At 74.8% G+C, this 18,008-nt stretch carries 14 protein-coding genes; 6 read left to right on the top strand and 8 right to left on the bottom strand.

Features of this window, described 5'->3' with window-relative positions; genetic code table 11:
* The first annotated feature begins 1 nt into the window (after position 1).
* Entirely contained in the window at positions 2–565 is a 564-nt protein-coding gene (locus tag Q1A09_RS14645) for a hypothetical protein (protein ID WP_299956146.1), read from the top strand.
* Entirely contained in the window at positions 562–1,692 is a 1,131-nt protein-coding gene (locus Q1A09_RS14640) for a PLP-dependent aminotransferase family protein (RefSeq protein WP_299956144.1), read from the top strand. The genes Q1A09_RS14645 and Q1A09_RS14640 overlap by 4 nt, the downstream gene beginning before the upstream one ends.
* A 175-nt stretch (positions 1,693–1,867) precedes the next feature.
* On the opposite strand, the gene ppc is transcribed toward Q1A09_RS14640, so the two are convergent.
* On the bottom strand, positions 1,868–4,657 hold the full coding sequence (gene ppc / locus Q1A09_RS14635) for a phosphoenolpyruvate carboxylase (protein ID WP_299956142.1): 2,790 nt from the start codon (positions 4,655–4,657) through the stop codon (positions 1,868–1,870).
* 55 nt (positions 4,658–4,712) lie between these two features.
* Here ppc and Q1A09_RS14630 point away from each other — a divergent pair, with 55 nt between their 5' ends.
* On the top strand, positions 4,713–5,624 hold the full coding sequence (locus Q1A09_RS14630; RefSeq protein WP_299956141.1) for an SMP-30/gluconolactonase/LRE family protein: 912 nt from the start codon (positions 4,713–4,715) through the stop codon (positions 5,622–5,624).
* An 81-nt stretch (positions 5,625–5,705) separates the two neighbouring features.
* On the opposite strand, the gene Q1A09_RS14625 is transcribed toward Q1A09_RS14630, so the two are convergent.
* Both Q1A09_RS14625 and Q1A09_RS14620 read right to left on the bottom strand, forming a co-directional pair.
* Entirely contained in the window at positions 5,706–6,935 is a 1,230-nt protein-coding gene (locus tag Q1A09_RS14625) for an ABC transporter permease (RefSeq protein ID WP_299956139.1), read from the bottom strand.
* On the bottom strand, positions 6,932–7,840 hold the full coding sequence (locus tag Q1A09_RS14620; protein WP_299956137.1) for an ABC transporter ATP-binding protein: 909 nt from the start codon (positions 7,838–7,840) through the stop codon (positions 6,932–6,934). Before Q1A09_RS14620 ends, Q1A09_RS14625 begins: the two co-directional genes overlap by 4 nt.
* A 151-nt stretch (positions 7,841–7,991) precedes the next feature.
* Between Q1A09_RS14620 and Q1A09_RS14615 the strand changes: the two genes are divergently transcribed.
* Positions 7,992–8,675 (top strand): UdgX family uracil-DNA binding protein, encoded by a 684-nt coding sequence (locus tag Q1A09_RS14615; protein ID WP_299956135.1) that lies wholly within the window; start codon positions 7,992–7,994, stop codon positions 8,673–8,675.
* A gap of 28 nt (positions 8,676–8,703) precedes the next feature.
* Here Q1A09_RS14615 and Q1A09_RS14610 read toward each other — a convergent pair whose 3' ends face one another.
* From Q1A09_RS14610 to pdxH, 3 genes are all read right to left on the bottom strand, one after another.
* Positions 8,704–9,885, bottom strand: coding sequence for a glucose-1-phosphate adenylyltransferase family protein (locus Q1A09_RS14610; protein WP_299956134.1), 1,182 nt, complete (start codon positions 9,883–9,885; stop codon positions 8,704–8,706).
* Positions 9,886–9,983: 98 nt separating this feature from the next.
* Complete coding sequence (locus Q1A09_RS14605; protein ID WP_299956132.1) at positions 9,984–11,273, bottom strand: MFS transporter; 1,290 nt, start codon at positions 11,271–11,273, stop codon at positions 9,984–9,986.
* A 179-nt stretch (positions 11,274–11,452) separates the two neighbouring features.
* Complete coding sequence (gene pdxH / locus Q1A09_RS14600; RefSeq protein WP_299956130.1) at positions 11,453–12,100, bottom strand: pyridoxamine 5'-phosphate oxidase; 648 nt, start codon at positions 12,098–12,100, stop codon at positions 11,453–11,455.
* Between the two features lie 143 nt (positions 12,101–12,243).
* Between pdxH and Q1A09_RS14595 the strand changes: the two genes are divergently transcribed.
* Together Q1A09_RS14595 and serC are read left to right on the top strand one after the other, a co-directional pair.
* A complete protein-coding gene (locus Q1A09_RS14595; RefSeq protein ID WP_299956128.1) occupies positions 12,244–13,344 on the top strand; it encodes a citrate synthase 2 in 1,101 nt (366 codons plus the stop codon).
* Positions 13,345–13,431: 87 nt separating this feature from the next.
* On the top strand, positions 13,432–14,547 hold the full coding sequence (gene serC, locus Q1A09_RS14590; RefSeq protein WP_299956126.1) for a phosphoserine transaminase: 1,116 nt from the start codon (positions 13,432–13,434) through the stop codon (positions 14,545–14,547).
* 21 nt (positions 14,548–14,568) lie between these two features.
* On the opposite strand, the gene Q1A09_RS14585 is transcribed toward serC, so the two are convergent.
* Both Q1A09_RS14585 and Q1A09_RS14580 read right to left on the bottom strand, forming a co-directional pair.
* A complete protein-coding gene (locus Q1A09_RS14585) occupies positions 14,569–16,044 on the bottom strand; it encodes a circularly permuted type 2 ATP-grasp protein (protein WP_299956124.1) in 1,476 nt (491 codons plus the stop codon).
* Positions 16,045–16,051: 7 nt separating this feature from the next.
* A complete protein-coding gene (locus tag Q1A09_RS14580; protein ID WP_299956123.1) occupies positions 16,052–17,908 on the bottom strand; it encodes a prolyl oligopeptidase family serine peptidase in 1,857 nt (618 codons plus the stop codon).
* Positions 17,909–18,008: the final 100 nt, after the last annotated feature.

The raw sequence follows: 18,008 nt of genomic DNA, 5'->3' as shown, positions 1-18,008 counted from the left end.
GGTGCTGCCACTGGTCGCGGCGGGCGCGCTCTACGCACTGCTCTGCCTGATGCTGGGCACGGCACTGCCGGAGTTAGTACCGCTGGGCTGGGACGCCGACCTGCTCGTCACCCACCTGGCGCGCCGGGACCACCTGGTGCTGCTGGCCGCGGGAGCCGGGACGGCAGTGGCGGCGGTGACCGGCGGCGCCGCCGCCCTGGTGCTGAGGTACGCCCCGACGGCGACCGCGCGGCAGACGGTGCTGCGCCGGATGGTCTCCGCCGACCTGGCGCACCTGGGTGCGGTCACCCTGCTGTTCCTGACCGCCGAGCTGGCGGTCGTGTACGGGCCGCTCGGCGGCTCGGAGGCCGCATCGTGGACAGGCCAGGACACCCCGTCGTACCCCTCGCGCGAGGCGGCGCTGACTGCTTCCCGCGCCGCGGCAGGGGCGACCGGCTCCCACCTGCCGACGACGGCGGTCGTCATCCTCATCGCCTACCTGGCGTACCTGGTGGTGTGGGCAGCCTGGGTGGTCCCCCGCCGCTACCGCCGCGACGCCGTCCGTACGGCAGACTCGATCGCGTGACCGGCTCAGCGCAGACCTCGCCCGCCAGCACGATGATCTCCTTCGCCCGCGGCGCCCCGTCCACCGACATCGTCGACGTCGAGGGCCTCAAGCAGGCCGCCGTCGCCGCGTTCGACGCCGACCCGGCCGGGCTGACCGGCTACGGGACGGCGGTCGGCTACGTGCCGCTGCGCGCGTGGATCGCCGAGAAGCACGGCGTCCCGGTCGACCACGTGCTGGTCACCAACGGCTCGATGCAGGCCGACGCCTTCCTCTTCGACGAGCTGGCCACCGCGGGCTCGGCGGTGATCACCGAGCGGCCCACCTACGACCGCACGCTGCTCGGGCTGCGCTCGCGCGGCGCCGACGTGCACCTGGTGACGCTGGATGAGGACGGCATCGCCGTCGACGAGGTCGCCGCCCTGCTGGACGGCGGGCTGAAGCCGACGCTGGCGCACGTCATCCCGAACTTCCAGAACCCGGCGGGCTACACCCTGTCGCTGGCCAAGCGGCAGCGGCTGCTGGAGCTGGCCCGCGAGCACGGCTTCGTGATCTTCGAGGACGACCCCTACGTCGACATCCGGTTCAGCGGCGAGCCGCTGCCGCGGATGCTGGAGCTGGACGGCGGGCCGCTGAGCGAGCACGTCGTCTACGCCTCGTCGTTCTCCAAGACCGTCTGCCCGGGCATCCGGGTCGGCTACCTGGTCGGGCCGCCGGCGATCATCGACAAGATCCGGGTGCGGGCGACCAACACCTACATCGCGCCGAACATGGTCGCCCAGGGCACCGTGCACCAGTACCTGCTCGGTGACCGGTTCCCCGCGGCGCTGGAGCGGGTGAAGTCGGCGCTGGCCGAGCGGGTCGGGCTGCTGGACGACGCGCTGCGCGAGCACCTGCCCCAGGCCACGTTCCGCCGTCCCGAGGGCGGCTACTTCCTGTGGGTCTCGCTGCCCGAGGACGAGGGCCACGACGTCGCCCGGATCACCGCTGAGGCCGCCGCCCGGGGGGTGGCGATCGTGCCGGGCACCGACTTCCTGCTCGAGGGCGGGAACAACAGCTTCCGCCTGGCCTACTCCGCGGTGCAGCCCGGCGACGTGGACGAGGGCGTCCGCCGGCTCGCCGCCGCCATCGACGCCGCCCGCCCATAACGGTTCCGCGACGCTGGTGCTCTGCGTGCACGGACGACGCAGAGCACCAGCGTCCGACCCCCCGCACGAACGCCCAGCCCTGCACGTCCCGCAGTACGTCCGGGGTCCTGCGGGACGGTCGGGCCGCAGCACCCCGGACCCGGACCCCGAGGGGCCGGGTGACCCGGGGCCTCCCTCAGCCGGAGTTGCGCAGGGCGGTGGCGACGCCGTTGACCGACAGCTGGATGCAGCGGCGGACCAGCTCGTCGTCGTCCCCGCCGCGGCGGCGGCGCAACATCTCGACCTGCAGGTGGTGCAGCGGCTCCAGGTAGGGGAACCGGTTGCGGATCGACCGGGCCAGCGAGGGGTTGTCGGCCAGCAGGTGGTCGTCTCCGGTGACCGCCAGCAGCATCCGCACCGACCGCTCGTGCTCGGCGGTGATCTGGCCGAACACCCGCTCGCGCAGCTCCGGGTCGGACACCAGCTCGGCGTAGCGGGCGCCCAGCTCCAGGTCGGTCTTGGCCAGCACCATGCCCATGTTGGACAGCACCGAGCGGAAGAACGGCCACCGCCGGTGCAGGTCCTGCAGCTGCGCCAGCCGTCCGGCGTCGCCACCGACCCAGGACTCCAGCGCGGTGCCGGTGCCGTACCAGCCGGGCAGCATGATCCGGGCCTGCGACCAGCTGAACACCCACGGGATCGCCCGCAGGTCGCTGATCTTGTCGCCGGCCTTGCGGGACGGCGGTCGGCTGCCGATGTTCAGCTCGGCCAGCTCGCGCACCGGCGTCGCGGCGCGGAACCACTCGACGAAGCCGGGCGTCTCGTGCACCAGCGCGCTGTAGGCCGAGCGGGCCCGGGCGGCCAGGTCGTCGAAGAGCGCGTAGGTCTGCTCGGCGTCGTCGGCCAGGCCCTCGGTGTCGATCAGCGTCGACTCCAGGGTCGCGGCGACCAGCGCCTCCAGGTTCCGGCGGGCGAGGTCGGGGGTGGAGTACTTGGCCGCGATCACCTCGCCCTGCTCGGTGATCCGCAGCGCCCCGGCGACCGAGCCGGGCGGCTGGGCCTTGATCGCCTCGTAGCTGGGGCCACCGCCCCGGCCGACCGTGCCGCCCCGGCCGTGGAACAGCCGCAGCCGGATGCCGTGCGCCCGGGCGACCTCGACCAGCGCCAGCTCGGCCCGGTACAGCGCCCAGTTGGCGGCCAGGTAGCCGCCGTCCTTGTTGCTGTCGGAGTAGCCGAGCATGACCTCCTGGAGGTCGCCCTTGTTGGTCACCAGCGCCCGGTACAGCGGCTGGGCCAGCATCGCCTGCAGCGTCGCGCCGGCGGCCTGCAGGTCGTCGATCGTCTCGAACAGCGGTGAGATGTTGATCGTGCAGCGCGGCCCGTCGGCGCCGTCCGGGTCGAGCAGGCCGACCTCCTTGAGCAGCACGGCGACCTCGAGCACGTCGCTGACCGACTCGCACATGCTGATCACGTAGTTCGGGATCGCCCGCGGGCCCAGCAGCCGCACCTGCTCGGCGGCGGCGACCAGCAGGTCGAGCTCGCCGCGGGCGAGCTCGGAGAGCTCGGCGTCGGCGCGCACCAGCGGCCGGCGCAGCCGTAGCTCGCCGGTGAGCAGCTCGACCCGGCCGGCCTCGTCCAGGCCCGCGTAGTCGTCGCACACGCCGGCCCAGGCCAGCAGCTCGGCCAGCACCTCCTCGTGCACCGCGGAGTTCTGCCGCATGTCCAGCCCGCAGAGGTGGAAGCCGAACACCTCCACGGCGTCGCGCAGCCGGGCCAGCCGGTCGTCGGCGAGCGCGCCCGCGCCGTGGCTGCGCAGCGACACGTCGACCGTGCCGAGGTCGGCGATCAGCTCCTCGGGTGCGGTGTACGGCGGGAGGGCGGCGTCGGGCTGCTCACCGGGGACCGAGCCGAGCACCTGCTGGGCGGTGGCGGCCAACCGCCGGTACATCCCGCGCAGTGCCTGCCGGTAGGGCTCGTCGGCGCGGAACACCGAGTCGTCCTGCGCGGCCTGGGCCAGCGCGTAGAGCTCCGGCGTCGGGGTGACCAGCCGGTCGGACATGGACAGCTCGTCGGCCAGGCAGACCAGCTCGGCCAGGTGGTGGCCCAGCGCGGTCTCCGCCTGCCGGGTGGTGGCCCGGCGGACGGCGTCGGCGGTGACGAACGGGTTGCCGTCCCGGTCGCCGCCGATCCACGAGCCCGGCTGGAGCAGCGGGGTGGCCAGCAGGTCGGCCTCGGGCCACCGCTCCTGCAGCGCCTGCCGCAGCTCGGTGTTGATCGCCGGGACGACCTGGAACAGCGAGAGGTCGTAGTAGCGCAGCGCCTCGTCGATCTCGTCGGCCAGCCGCAGCCGGCTCAGCCGCAGCAGCGCGGTCTGCCAGAGGGTGAGCACCTCGCGCCACAGCCGGGCCGACCAGGCCGGGTCGTCGGCGTCCCGGTTGCGGATGAGCTCGCTGACCTGGCGCTGCACCTGGGAGACGGTGCGCCGGCGGGTCTCGGTCGGGTGCGCGGTGACCACCGGGACGACGAGGGCGCCGGACAGCTCGCGGGCCACCGTGTCGCCGTCCAGCCCGGCGCCGTCCAGCAGGTCGAGGGTGGCCGCGAGGCTGCCCTTCTGCGGCGGCGAGCCCTCCCGGCGGTGGTGCCGGCGGCGGCGCTCGTGGTGCACGTCCTCGGCGATGTTGGCCAGCAGCGAGAAGTGGCTGAACGCCCGGACGACGTGGTTGGCGCTGCGCGGGTCGAGGGCGGCCAGCCGCTGCGCGAGGTCGCCGCGCTCGGCCTCCGACCGCCGGATCCGGAAGGCCTCGACCCGGGTGGACTCGACCAGTTCCAGCACCTCGGGCCCGGCCTGCTCGGCGATCACCTCGCCCAGGACGCGGCCCAGCAGGCGGATGTCCTCGCGCAGCGGGGCCTCGGCGGTGCGGTCGTCGGGCTCGGGTGGACCCCCGGCCGGACGCAGGTCGGCGACGTCGACAGTGGCTTCGGACACGGGGCGAGTATCGGTGGTCGGTGTGACGGCCTCGTGTACCGGGGAGGATGGCCCGGTGATCCGACTGCAGGCACAGCCCGCCAGCGCCTCCGCCGCCGAGCACGGTGAGGGCCCGATCTGGGACGCCGCCGCCAGCGAGCTGGTCTGGGTGGACATCACCGCCGGGCTGGTGCGCCGCGGCCGGGTGGAGGGCGACGACGTGGTCGACGTGGGCGAGCACCGCGGCGGGGAGACGGTCGGGTTCGCCGTCCCGGCCGCCGCCGGCGGGTGGTTGCTGGGCGCGGACGCCGGCGTGACCCGGCTGACCGCCGAGGGCGAGGCGCACGCGCTGATCCAGCTCACCGGCGAGGGCGGCGAGGCGGGCGGCACCCGGATGAACGACGGCGGGTGCGACCGGGCCGGCCGCTTCTTCGGCGGCACCATGGCCTTCGACGAGCGCCCCGGCGCCGGGAGTCTCTACCGGCTCGACCTCGACGGCACGGTCAGCACGGTGCTCGACGGGCTGACCATCTCCAACGGCCTGGGCTTCTCGCCCGACGACCGCACCGTGTACCTGTCCGACTCCGGCGCGAAGACGGTCTGGGCCTTCGACTACGACCTGTACGCCGGCACCTTCGGTGAGCGGCGGGTGCTGCTGGACTTCTCCGACGACCCGGACGGCGTCGCCGACGGCCTCACCGTGGACGACGAGGGCTGCCTCTGGACGGCGCTGTGGGGCGGCGGCCAGGTCCGCCGCTGGTCGCCCAGCGGCGAGCTGCTCGCGGTGGTCGACGTCCCGGGTGTGGAGAACACCACCAGCTGCGCGCTCGTCGGCGACCTGCTGGTGATCAGCACCTCGGTGCACGGGCTGAGCGAGGAGCAGGCCGCCGCCCAGCCCGATGCCGGCCGGCTGTTCACCGTGCGCACCGGGGTGACCGGCTCCCCCGCGCACCCCTACCGCGGCCCGCTCGGCGCCCTCCGCCAGTAGGCGGAGAGCGCCGAGGCCGATCGTGCTGGTACGGCCGCCCTTCAGGGGCCCGCGCCGAGCTCGTGAAGCGTGGGGGTCCTCCTACTTCTCGGAGGCCAGGGCCTCGCGCAGCTTGACCCGGCCGCCGGTGCGCAGCAGCGCCCCGGCGTAGACCCGCCCGCCGATCCGCACGATGGCGGCGATCGCGACCAGCATGAGGACGACGGCGAGGGCGACCTCCCACCACGCGGCGGCACCGGCCGCCTGACGCAACGGCATGACCATCGGTGAGATCCCGGGGACGTAGGACGTGATGACGGCCAGCGTGCCGGTCGGGTCCTGCGCGGCCTGGATGGCGATGACGATCCCGACGACGGGCAGCAGGGTCGCCGGGGTGATCACGCTGCCCAGGTCCTCCTGCCGGCTGACCAGGGACGCGGCGGCAGCGAACAGCGACGCGTAGAAGGCGTAGCCGAGCACGAACCAGGCCAGCACGGTGAGCACCGTGCCGATCAGGTCGCCGGGCAGTGCGACCAGGTCGAAGGCCAGCGCCCCCGCCACCCCGATGACGGCGATCACCAGCATCTGCCCCAGCGCCAGCACGCCCAGGCCGATGATCTTGCCGGCGAGCAGCTGCCACGGGCGCATGGTGGCCAGCAGCAGCTCCACGACCCGGCTCGACTTCTCCTCGACCACGCCCTGGGCGACGAACTGGCCGAACAGCAGCAACAGGCCGTACAGCACGGCGACGCCCATGAGCGCGACGATGATCGCCTCGAAGTCGGCGTCGGCGTCCGGGTCCAGCGCCACCACCTCGACCTCCGGCGGCTCCTGCAGCGTGACGTCGGCATCGGCCAGCTGCTGGCTCAGCGACAGCCCCTGCACCGCGCCCTGCACGAGGGTCTCGACCTGCCCGCCGTCGCTCTCCACGAGCAGCTCGGGCTGGACGCCGGACGGGCTGAGCAGCGCGCCCTCCACGTCGCCGTCCTCGACGGCGGTGCGGGCCGCGCCCTCGTCGTCGAACTCGACGACCTCCACCTCGGTGCCCAGCGCCTCACCCTGGCTGCGCAGCGCATCGCTGACGGTGGTGTCCCCACCGACCACCCCGAGCCGGGTGGTGTCCTCCCCGCTGTTGATGAGCACCTGGAAGACCAGCATGCCCACGATCAGCAGGATCAGGAACGCGGAACCGGCGAGGAACCCCTTGTCGCGGATCCGGGTGCCGACCTCCCGGCCGGCCACCAGGCGGACCAGCTGCGCCGGGCTGTGCGGCGTCACGTCGGGGTGCGCCGGTGCAAGGGTCTGTGCGTCGCGGTGTGCGGTCGCGGTCACGCCGCCACCTCCTCAGGCGTCGTGACGGCGTCGCGGAAGAGCTCGACGAGGGTGGGCTCGCGCCAGGCGAAGTGGGTGACCCGGCCGGTGGCCAGGGCCGCGGCGAGCACCTGCTGGTCGTCGGTGCCGGGCGCGAGCTCGAGCACGGTGTCCCCGCGCTGCTCGGAGACGACCCGGACGCCCGGCACGGCGCCGGCCCAGCCGGCCGGCGCGTCGGGGGCGACCACTCGCAGCTGCCGGCCCGCGGTCGTGGACCGCAGCTCGGGGACGGTGCCGCTGGCCACGATCGAGCCGCGGGCCAGGATGCCCACGGCGTCGCAGAGCCGCTCCACCAGGTCCAGTTGGTGGCTGGAGAAGACGACGGGGACGCCGCGACGGGCCTGCTCGAGCAGCGCCTCGGCGAGGGAGTCGACGCCCACCGGGTCGAGGCCGGAGAACGGCTCGTCCAGGATCAGCACCTCGGGCTCGCTGACCAGCGCGGCGGCCAGCTGCACGCGCTGCTGGTTGCCCAGCGACAGCTTCTCCACCTTGTCGCCCTGCCGCTCCCCCAGCCCGAGGCGCTCGGCCCACGCCTCGGCGGCGCGGGCCGCGGGTGCGGCGTCCATGCCGTGCAGCCGGGCGAAGTAGGTCAGCTGCTCGCCGACCTTCATCTTCGGGTACAGCCCCCGCTCCTCGGGCATGTAGCCGATCCGGCGGCGGACGGCCTCGTCGACCGGCCGGCCCGACCAGCGCACCTCCCCCGCGTCGGCCCGGGCCAGGCCCATCGCGATCCGCATGGTGGTGGTCTTCCCCGCGCCGTTGGAACCGCAGAAGCCGAACATCTGCCCCGGCGCGACGGAGAAGCTCACCCCCTTCAGCACCTGGTTGTCGCCGTAGGCCTTGACCAGGCCGTCGAACTCGAGCACTGCCCCTCCGGGGGTTCGGTGTGTGCGTGCGGTGTCGTGAGGTTGTCTCGCGGCGAGACTGTCTGATGACTTTCCAACTCGTCAAGTGAACGGCGCGGTGTGTCCCCCCGCTCGCGCTGCGGATGCGCCGTCCCTCGGGTGGGATCAGGGCATGAGCGATGCGGACCAGCCGGCGCAGGTGCCCACCGGCGTCGGCCTGGCCGGGCTGCGCGAGGCCGCGGCCGGCTGCCGGGCCTGCGAGCTGTGGGAGCCGGCCACCCAGACGGTGTTCGGCGAGGGCCCGGAGACCGCGCGAGTGGTGTTCGTCGGCGAGCAGCCCGGCGACCAGGAGGACCGGAAGGGCGAGCCGTTCGTCGGTCCGGCCGGGCGGCTGCTGGACAAGGCGCTCACCGACGCCGGCATCGACCGCGGCGACGCCTACGTGACCAACTCGGTCAAGCACTTCCGGTTCACCCCGACGCCCAAGCGGCGCATCCACCAGTCACCGGGCGCGGAGCACCTGCAGGCCTGCCGGCCCTGGCTGGAGGCGGAGTTCGCCGTCCTGCAGCCGGAGGTGGTGGTCTGCCTGGGCGCTGTGGCCGCCAAGGCGCTCATCGCGCCGTCGTTCCGGATCACCCGGGAGCGCGGCCAGCTGATGCCCTGGACGCCGACGGGCGTGCGGGCCGCGGAGGCCGGGCTGCCCGAGGCCGACCAGGACGAGGACGCCCCGCACCAGACCTGGGTGCTCGCCACCGCGCACCCCTCCGCCGTGCTGCGCACGCCGGACGACGCCCGCGCCGCCGCCTACGACGCCCTCGTCGCCGACCTCCGGGTCGTCGCCCACGTCCTCGCCTGACCGCCTCGCGACCTCAGACCCGGGCGCGTCAGTCCTCCTCGGGCTCGGGGAAGCGCGCACCCGCCCGCAGCTCGGTGCCGGCCGGCACCTCGGCCCGCCGGCCGACCAGGGTGATCTCCCCGTCGCCGCCGACGGTGGCCCGCTCGCCCACCACCACCCCGTCGTCCAGGACGGTGCGGGTGACGGTGGCCCCGGCGCGGACCCGGGCACCGGGCAGCAGCACCGAGTCGATGACGGTGGCCCCCGGCTCGACGATCACCCCCGGCGACAGCACCGAGCCGCGCACCTCCCCGGCGACCCGGGTGCCCCCGGAGACCAGGGTGTCCTCGACCACCGAGCCGCGCAGCAGCCGCGCTGCGCTGTGCCGGCCGCCGCGGGTGTGGATGGGCCAGCCGGCCTCGTCCAGGTCGATCGGCGGCTCTTCGCAGCGGAACTCCCGGTGCGCCTCCCAGTAGGACTCCACCGTGCCCACGTCCCGCCAGTAGCCCTCCAGCGGGTAGGCCCGGGCCAGGCCGTCCTTGGTCTGCGCCGGCAGCAGGTGGGTCCCCAGGTCCTCCAGGCCCTCCTCGCCGACCTGGTCCTGGATCGCCTCGAGCCGGTCGAGGGTCTCCTCCGGGGAGAAGACGAAGACCTCGTTGGTGGCCGTCGTCGTCGCCGGCTCGTCGGGCTTGTAGGCGTAGTCGGTGACCTTCCCGTCGGCCCCGGCCTGGACGATGCCGTAGCGGGCGGCGTCGTCCGGGTCGACCTCGGTGGTCACCATGGTGACCTCGGCGCCCGAGCCCAGGTGGGCGTCGACCACGGCGCGGTAGTCGAGCTTGTAGACGGCGTCGGAGCTGACCACCACGAGCGCGTCGGCGCCGAACTGCCGGATCAGCTCGGCCTGCCGCCACAACCCGTCGGCGGTGCCCTCGGTGAAGCCGCCGCGCTCGCTGCCCTGGAACGGCGGCAGCATCATCAGCCCGCCGGCGGTGCGGTCCAGGTCCCAGGGTCGACCGCCGGCCAGGTGCTCGTTCACCGACTGCGGCTGGTACTGCTCGGACACCCAGACGTCGGGGATCTGCGAGTGCTCGCAGTTGGACAGCGGGAAGTCGATGAGCCGGTACACCCCGGCGAACGGGACGGCGGGCTTGGCCCGGGTCTCGGTCAGCAGTTCGAGGCGGCTGCCCTTGCCACCGGCGAGGACGAGGACGAGGACCCGCGGGAGCGCCATCCGCCGCGACTACCCGTTCCGGGCCCGCCGCACCCGTCGGTCACGAGCTGCTGCCTCGGCCGGGCCGCGGAGCAGCACCTCGTGACCGACGGCGGAGGTCAGTCCGCGGCCAGCCGGCGGCGGGCGGCCCGGGCCACCTCGTCGGCCTGCGACGCCCGGTACAGCCAGAACGACGGGACGGCGACCGCCACCACCACCATCGCCAGCACGATGACGACGCCGCCGGAGACCATCGCCGCGCTCACCCCGACGCTGCTGGCCAGCAGCCCGGCCCGCACGTCGCCCAGCCGCGGGCCACCGGCGACGACCACGATGAACACGCCCTGCATCCGGCCGCGCATCTCGTCCGGCGCCGCGGTCTGCAGCATCGCCGAGCGCAGCACCGAGCTGACCATGTCCCCCGCCCCGGCGACGGCCAGGCAGAGCACCGCCAGCCACAGGGTGGAGGCCAGCCCGAACCCGATGATCGCCACGCCCCAGACCGCGATGGCGCCCAGCACCACGGCGCCCTGCCGGTCGACCCGGGTCACCCAGCCCGAGGTCAGGCCCATCAGCAGCGAGCCGATCGACACCCCGGCGAACAACCAGCCGAGGCTGTTGGCGTGCGAGTCGTAGGTGGTCTGCGACAGCTCCGGGAAGACCGCCTGCGGCCAGGCGAACAGCATCGCGATCACGTCGACGACGAAGGTCATCAGCAGCAGCGGCTGGGTGCGCAGGAAGGTGAAGCCCTCCCCCACCCCGCGCACGGCCGACCGCAGCCGCACCGGCCCGGAGACCCCCTCGGGCGGCAGCGACGGCAGCCCACGCAGCAGCAGCACCGCGGCGACGAACCCGATCGCGTCGACGGTGTAGAGGATCGACAGGTCGCCCAGACCGATCAGCAGCCCGGCCAGCAGCGGCCCGACGATCACGCCGGCCTGGCGCACCGTCGAGGCCAGCGCGTTCGCCGCCGCGACGGCGTCCGTGCCGACGATCGCCGGGATCACCGCGCTGCGGGCCGGCTGGTTCACCGCGGCGAAGGCCGAGACGGCCGCGGCCAGCAGCCACAGCACCGACAGGTGCCCGTCGCCGGGCAGCAGGGCCTGCACCGCGAGCAGCGCGCTGGTCACGGCGGCGCCGACCGAGCTGATCAGCATCAGCCGACGGCGGTCCATCGCGTCGGCGATCGCCCCGCCCAGCAGGCCGAAGACGACGAGCGGCACCAGCGAGACCAGCGAGGTGAGCCCCACCATCAGGGACGAGCCGGTCAGCTGGAACACCTGGTACGGGACGGCGACCAGCGTCATCTGCTGGCCGAGCATGGTCACCGCGACGCCGCCGAAGATGCGCCGGAAGGCCCGGTTGCGCAGCGGCGTCGTGTCCAGCGCCCAGCCACGCCCCCGGGTCACCGGCTGCGGCTGCTCGACCCCCAACCCACCCTCCACCGGATCGACCGGCGTCGGCGGCTCTTGACCTCGGCCCCGCTGCAGGGGCCCGCGCCGAGCTTGCGAGGCGTGGGGCTCAGGCCCCGGCGCAGGGGCCCGCGCCGAGCTGGCGAGGTGTGGGGGGCGGCGGGGTCCTTCACCCTTCATGGGGCGAGTCGCTGCACGACCCAGCCGCCGCCTTCCTCGTCATCGCGCACGAAGACCAACCGGTCGTGCAGGCGGTCATGGCCGCCCTGCCAGAACTCCACCCGCTCGGGCACGACCCGGTAGCCGCCCCAGTTCTCCGGTCGCGGCAGCTGCCCGGCCGGCGTCTGCTCGTCCAGCTCGGTGACCCGGGTGCGCAGCAGCTGCCGGGACTCCACCACCGTCGACTGGATCGAGGCGGCCGCGGCCAGCTGCGAGCCGCGCGGCCGCGGGTCCCAGAGCAGGTCGGAGGCGGTCGGCCCGACCCGCTCGACACTGCCGGTGACCCGCACCTGCCGCTGCTGGGCGTGCCACGGGAACACCAGCGCCGCGCGCGGGTTCACCGCCAGCTGGGCACCCTTGGCGGAGGCGTAGTTGGTGCCGAAGACGAACCCGCCGGCGTCGTAGCCCTTCATCAGCACCACCCGGGCGTCGGGGGCGCCGTCGGCGTCGGCGGTGGCCACCACCATGGCGTTGGGCTCGGGCAGCTCGGCGGCGACGGCGTCGGCGAACCAGTGGTCGAACTGCTCGACCCAGGTCCTGGCGAGGCCGTCCTCCCCGAAGCCGCCGTCGTCGTAGTCCCTGCGCATGCGGATCAGGTCGGGCACACCCTCATGCTGTCACCGTTGCGCCGTGCACCGCCGGGTGACCGCCCGCCCGGCTGCGCTCCGGAGCCCGCGACCCCCTAGGTTGTGGCTCGTCGTGCGCTGACCGGCGTCCGTCACCACCCGCGCGCAGAGGAGCATGCGAGATGGCCGACGACTTCGTACCGGGCCTCGAGGGCGTCATCGCCTTCGAGACCACCATCGCGGAGCCGGACAAGGACGGTGGGGCGCTGCGCTACCGCGGCGTCGACATCGAGGACCTGGTCGGCACGGTCACCTTCGGCAACGTCTGGGCGCTGCTGGTCGACGGCAAGTTCGGTCCGGGCCTGCCCCCGGCCGAGCCGTTCCCCATCCCGGTGCACACCGGCGACGTCCGGGTCGACGTGCAGGCCGCGCTGGCGATGCTGACCCCGATCTGGGGCTACCGCCCGCTGCTGGACATCTCCGACTCCGAGGCCCGGGACGAGCTGGCCCGCGCCGCGGTGATGGCGCTGTCCTACGTCGCGCAGTCCGCCCGCGGCATCGGCGTCCCGGCCGTGCCGCAGAAGCGGATCGACGAGGCCGCCACCATCGTCGAGCGCTTCATGGTGCGCTGGCGCGGCGAGCCCGACCCGCGGCACGTCGCCGCCGTCGACGCCTACTGGACCTCCGCCGCCGAGCACGGCATGAACGCCTCCACCTTCACCGCCCGGGTGATCGCCTCCACCGGCGCCGACGTCGCCGCGTCGCTGTCCGGCGCGATCGGGGCGATGTCCGGCCCGCTGCACGGCGGCGCCCCGTCCCGGGTGCTGCACATGCTCGACGGCGTCGAGGCCTCCGGGAACGCGGAGAAGTACGTCAAGGACCTGCTGGACTCCGGCGACCGGCTGATGGGCTTCGGCCACCGCGTCTACCGCGCCGAGGACCCCCGCGCCCGGGTGCTCCGCCGCGCCGCCGAGGAGCTGGGCGCCCCCCGCTTCGAGGCCGCCCTGGCCCTGGAGCAGGCCGCGCTGACCGAGCTGCGCGAGCGCCGTCCCGACCGGCCGATCGAGACCAACGTGGAGTTCTGGGCGGCCATCGTCCTGGACTTCGCCGAGGTGCCCAGCCACATGTTCACCTCGATGTTCAGCTGCGCGCGCACCGCCGGCTGGTGCGCGCACATCCTGGAGCAGAAGCAGACCGGCCGGCTGGTGCGCCCCTCGGCCCGCTACGTCGGCCCCGCCCCCCGCAAGCCCCAGGACGTCGAGGGCTGGGACACCATCCAGTAGTTGAAGGACCCCGCTGCCCCCCACCACTCGCAGGCTCGCGGCGGACCCCTGCAGCGGGGCCGCGCGACCGACCGGAGGACGACGAGCATGAGCATCTCCATCCCCACCGACCTGCTGCCCGCGGACGGCCGGTTCGGGTGCGGCCCGTCCAAGGTGCGGCCCGAGGCCCTGCAGGCGCTGGCCACCCTCGGCGCCGGCGTCATGGGCACCTCGCACCGCCAGGCGCCGGTCAAGGGCCTGGTCAAGCGGGTGCGGGAGGGCCTGGCCGAGCTGTTCGACCTGCCCGACGGCTACCAGGTCGTGCTCGGCAACGGCGGCACGACCGCGTTCTGGGACGCCGCGACCATCGGCCTGGTGCGGCAGCGCAGCGCGCACGGCAGCTACGGCGAGTTCTCCGCCAAGTTCGCCTCCGGGGTGGCCGAGGCGCCGTTCCTGGACGCCCCGGTGATCGCCAAGGCAGCTCCCGGCTCGCTGGCGCTACCCACCGCCGAGGCCGGGGTCGACGTCTACGCCTGGGCGCACAACGAGACCTCCACCGGCGTCATGGCACCGGTGCTGCGCCCGGCCGGCATCGACCCCGACGCGCTGGTGCTGGTCGACGCCACCTCCGGGGCCGGTGGCCTGCCGGTCGACGTCAGCCAGACCGACGTCTACTACTTCGCCCCGCAGAAGGCCTTCGGCAGCGACGGCGGGCTGTGGCTGGCGCTGATGTCGGCACCGGCGGTGGAGCGGGTGGCCGAGATCAAGGCCTCGGGCCGCTGGGTCCCCGGCTTCCTGGACCTGTCGATCGCGATGGACAACTCGAGCAAGGACCAGACCTACAACACTCCGGCCGTCGCCACGCTCTTCCTGCTGGCCGACCAGATCGACTGGATGCTCGGCCTGGGCGGCCTGTCCGGGGCGGTGGCGCGCAGCCAGGAGTCCTCCCGCCGGCTGTACGAGTGGGCGGAGCAGACCTCTTACACGACGCCGTTCGTCACCGAGCCGGAGCAGCGCTCCCTCGTCGTCGGCACCATCGACTTCGACGACTCGGTGGACGCCGCGGCGGTGGCGAAGGTGCTGCGCGCGCACGGGGTGGTCGACGTGGAGCCCTACCGCAAGCTCGGCCGCAACCAGCTGCGGGTGGGCATGTTCCCGGCGATCGACCCGGACGACGTCAGCGCGCTGACCGCCAGCATCGAGCACGTCGTCGGCCAGCTCTGACGCCCCGCCCCCTCGGGGGCGTCAGCTCAGGAGCCAGGTGTCCTTGGTGGCGCTGCCCGGGCCGGACCCGACCAGCTGGGCGCCGTCCGCCGGCGCCACCCGGGTCAGCGGCGCGGGCAGCGCCCGGGTCTGCCGGCCGGCCACGGTGAACAGCCGCAGGTCCACCCGCCGGGGCACGAGCACCCCGTCCACGACCGCGGGCACCGTCGAGCAGTCCACCGGTTCGGCGGCGACGAACCGGTGCGGGGCGGCGAGCACCTCGGCCTGCAGCTCGGCGAGCTCGGCCGCCGAGCACAGCGGGCCGGAGACCAGTCCGCGGCCGCCGTACCCGTCGACCGGGCGGAGGACCAGCTCGTGCAGCCGGTCGCGCACCTGGGCGAGGTCGGCATCGTCGGCGAGCACCCAGGTGGGCACCGTGGCCAGCACCGGCTCCTCCCCCAGGTAGAAGCGGATCATCTCCGGCACGCAGCGGTACAGCGCGGGGTCGTCGGCGACGCCGTTGCCCGGCACGTTGGCCACGGTCAGCCGGCCGGCGCGCACCGCCTCGGCGACCAGCACGTCCAGCGGGGTGCCGGTGGCGGTCAGGTGCGCGGCGAGCTCGGCCTCGTCGAGCCGGCGGTACAGCACGTGCACCCGCTGCCGCTCGCCGTCCAGCTGCGCGGTCACGCCACCGTCGGCGGCGGGCCAGAGCTGCCCCGGGGTGACGAGGGGGACGCCGAGCGCCTCGGCCAGCAGGCCCTGCTCGAACCAGCTGGGCTCCCCCGGCCCGCCGCTGAGCAGCGCGATCCGCGGCTCGCCGGTGCACTCCCGCGGCGCCGCATCGGCGAGCGCGGCCCGCAGCAGCGGCACCGCCGTCGCCGGGTCGACCAGCCCGTCGTCCTCGGCCGCCGCGTGCAGTCCGGGCAGTGCGGCCCGGCTGCTGTCCCGGTTGCTGAGCGCGTGGCCCAGACCGGCCGGGGCGCACAGGTCGTCGCTGACCGCCAGCCAGCCGTCGGGGCCGCGCAGCACCCCCAGGCCGGCCACGGTGGCCCGCTGCTGGCCCGGCCCGGCCAGGCCGACGGCGGCGGGACGGTGGCCGGGGCTGGCGCTGATCAGCGCCGCGGGCACCACCCCGGCCCGCACCACCTCCGCGTGCCGGTCGGGGTCGCCGCGGCGCCGCCCGGCCGGCCGGTAGACGTCGGCGAGGAAGGCGTTGAGCGCCCGGGTGCGCTGCTCGGCACCGGCGGCCAGGTGCGCCCAGTCCTCGGCACCGAGCACCCGCGGCACCGGGCAGAGCGGGAGCGGTCGCTCCCGGAGCCGGCCGTCCACGTGGTCGCCGACCACGACCCCGCGCCGGCGGCGTTCCCGGTCCACGGCGCCGACGACCGTGGCGATGCCGGCACCGCCCAGCGCCTCGAGCACCTGCGCGACCGGCCGGTACGCCGGCCGCACCGCGCCGTCCGGGCCCACCGCCTCGTCCCGGCCGGTGCCGGGGTAGCCGGCGAACACACTGGTCATCGCGGGGTCACAGCCAGCGATCGAACCACTCCGCCACCCGCTCGGACAGGTGCAGGAGGTTCTCCCGTCCCACGATCGTGTGTCCCTCGCCGCGCAGCAGCAGCAGGTCGACCGGCGCGCCGAGCGCGGTCAGCTCCTGGTGCGCCTGCACCGACTCCAGCACCGGCACGTTGGTGTCCCGGTCGCCGTGGGTCAGCAACACCGGCGAGGTGAGCCGGTCCAGCGCCGTCATCGGCGAGATCGCGGCCAGCATCTCCCGGTCGGCCACCGGGTCGCCGTACTCGGTCACCGAGGCGGCGGCCATCCACGGCTCGGTGCCGGCGAAGAAGGTGCGCAGGTCGCTCATCCCGGCCAGCGTCGCGCCGGCGGCGAACAGGTCCGGCCACCGGGTGAGCGCGACGAGGGTCAGGTAGCCGCCGTAGGACCAGCCGTGCGCCCCGACCTGCCCGGGCAGCGCGATCCCCTCGGCCACCAGGTGGTCGACGGTGGCCACCACGTCGTCGAAGGAGGACTCCCGCGCGGCCAGGTCGTCGGCGGCCATGAACGCCCGGCCGTGCCCGCCGGACCCGCGCACGTTGGGCGCGAAGACGGTCAGCCCGGCCGCGACCAGCGACTGGGCGACCGGGTTGAACGCCGGCCGCTCCTGCCCCTCCGGCCCGCCGTGGAAGGTCACCACCGTGCGGTTGGGGCCGCGCACGCCCGGCGGGGTGTACAGCCACCCGTCCAGCTCGGTGCCGTCGGCGGCCGGGTAGCGGAGGCAGACCGGCGTGACCAGCAGGTGCGGGTCCGGCGGCCGAGGTGTGGACGGCAGCTGCACCGCCGCACCCGCGCCGTCCAGCGGCACCGCCCACAGCGAGCGCGGCGCGGTCGGACCGGTCAGCTCGGCGAGCAGCAGCCCGCCGTCGGCCGACAGCGACCAACCGGGCAGGACCGGCTCCGGCAGCGCGATGGCCCGGACCACCGCCCCGCTGGCCAGGTCGCGCAGGTCGAGCTCGGTGACGCCGTCCACGTTCCAGACGCAGAGCACGGTGCCGTCGGTGCGCACGGCGTAGGCGTCCAGGTCGGCGTCCACCCGGGCGACGAGCACCTCCCCGGCGCCGGGCACCCGGTCGGCGTCCAGGGGCACCCGGACCAGCCCGGTGCGGTCGCTGCGCGGCACCCCCGGCCGGCCTGGGAGGGCAGCCCGCAGGTAGACGGCGGTGCCGTCGGGGGCGAACCGGCCGTCCTCGGACGCCGCCCCACCCGGGGCGCTGAGCGGGATCACCCGGCGCTGGACCCCGGAGGCGACGTCCGCCAGCACGACGTGCCGGTGGCCGCGCGGGCCACGCCGGGCCAGCACGGTGCGCTCGTCGGCCGACACCGCGGTCACGGCCAGGAAGCCGCCGCTGGCCAGGGTGCGGCGGGCGCCGCTGACCACGTCGACGAGGACGACGTCGGCGTCCGGCCCGTCGCCGGGGGCGATCGAGCAGACGTAGTGGCCCGGCGCCGTCCAGCCCCCGGCGAAGACGGTGGCCCGCGGGTCCTCCCCGGCGACCAGGTGCCGGTCGGTGCCGTCGGGGCGCACCACCCACAGCTGGGCGCAGATCGAGCCGCCCGGGCTGACCAGGTAGGCGATCCACGCGCCGTCCGGTGACCAGGCGACCGAGACGACCTCCTCCTCGGGCCCGGAGAGCACGGCCGGCGGGGTCTGCTGGTCGAAGGTGGCGACCTCCAGCCGGGGCACCCCGGAGCGGTCGCTGACGTAGGCCACCCGGTCCGCCCCCGGGGACAGCGCCGGCACCCAGGCGGCGGCCGCGGCGGCGATCTCCGCGATCGCGAGGCGCACCTCGGTGGACAGCCCGGGCGACCGCAGGACGTCGGTCATCGCACCTCCTCGTGGACGGCTCAGTTCTCGGCAGGCCGCTGCCAGAGTGCACCAGCGGGATGTCGAGGAGGTGTCCCCGCCCTCCGGACGCCGACCCGGC

The sequence above is a fragment of the uncultured Modestobacter sp. genome (assembly GCF_947486615.1).
GTDB lineage: Bacteria > Actinomycetota > Actinomycetes > Mycobacteriales > Geodermatophilaceae > Modestobacter.
Note: the sequence above shows the minus strand (reverse complement) of the source record. Positions and strands in the feature narration are given on the sequence as shown.

What these genes read in the sequence shown, in the direction of transcription:
- Q1A09_RS14585 (WP_299956124.1), bottom strand. Translation starts at nt 16,044, where the DNA reads ATGACCAGTGTGTTCGCCGGCTACCCCGGCACCGGCCGGGACGAGGCG.
- Q1A09_RS14595 (WP_299956128.1), top strand. Translation starts at nt 12,244, where the DNA reads ATGGCCGACGACTTCGTACCGGGCCTCGAGGGCGTCATCGCCTTCGAG.
- serC (WP_299956126.1), top strand. Translation starts at nt 13,432, where the DNA reads ATGAGCATCTCCATCCCCACCGACCTGCTGCCCGCGGACGGCCGGTTC.
- Q1A09_RS14615 (WP_299956135.1), top strand. Translation starts at nt 7,992, where the DNA reads ATGAGCGATGCGGACCAGCCGGCGCAGGTGCCCACCGGCGTCGGCCTG.
- Q1A09_RS14580 (WP_299956123.1), bottom strand. Translation starts at nt 17,908, where the DNA reads ATGACCGACGTCCTGCGGTCGCCCGGGCTGTCCACCGAGGTGCGCCTC.
- Q1A09_RS14610 (WP_299956134.1), bottom strand. Translation starts at nt 9,885, where the DNA reads ATGGCGCTCCCGCGGGTCCTCGTCCTCGTCCTCGCCGGTGGCAAGGGC.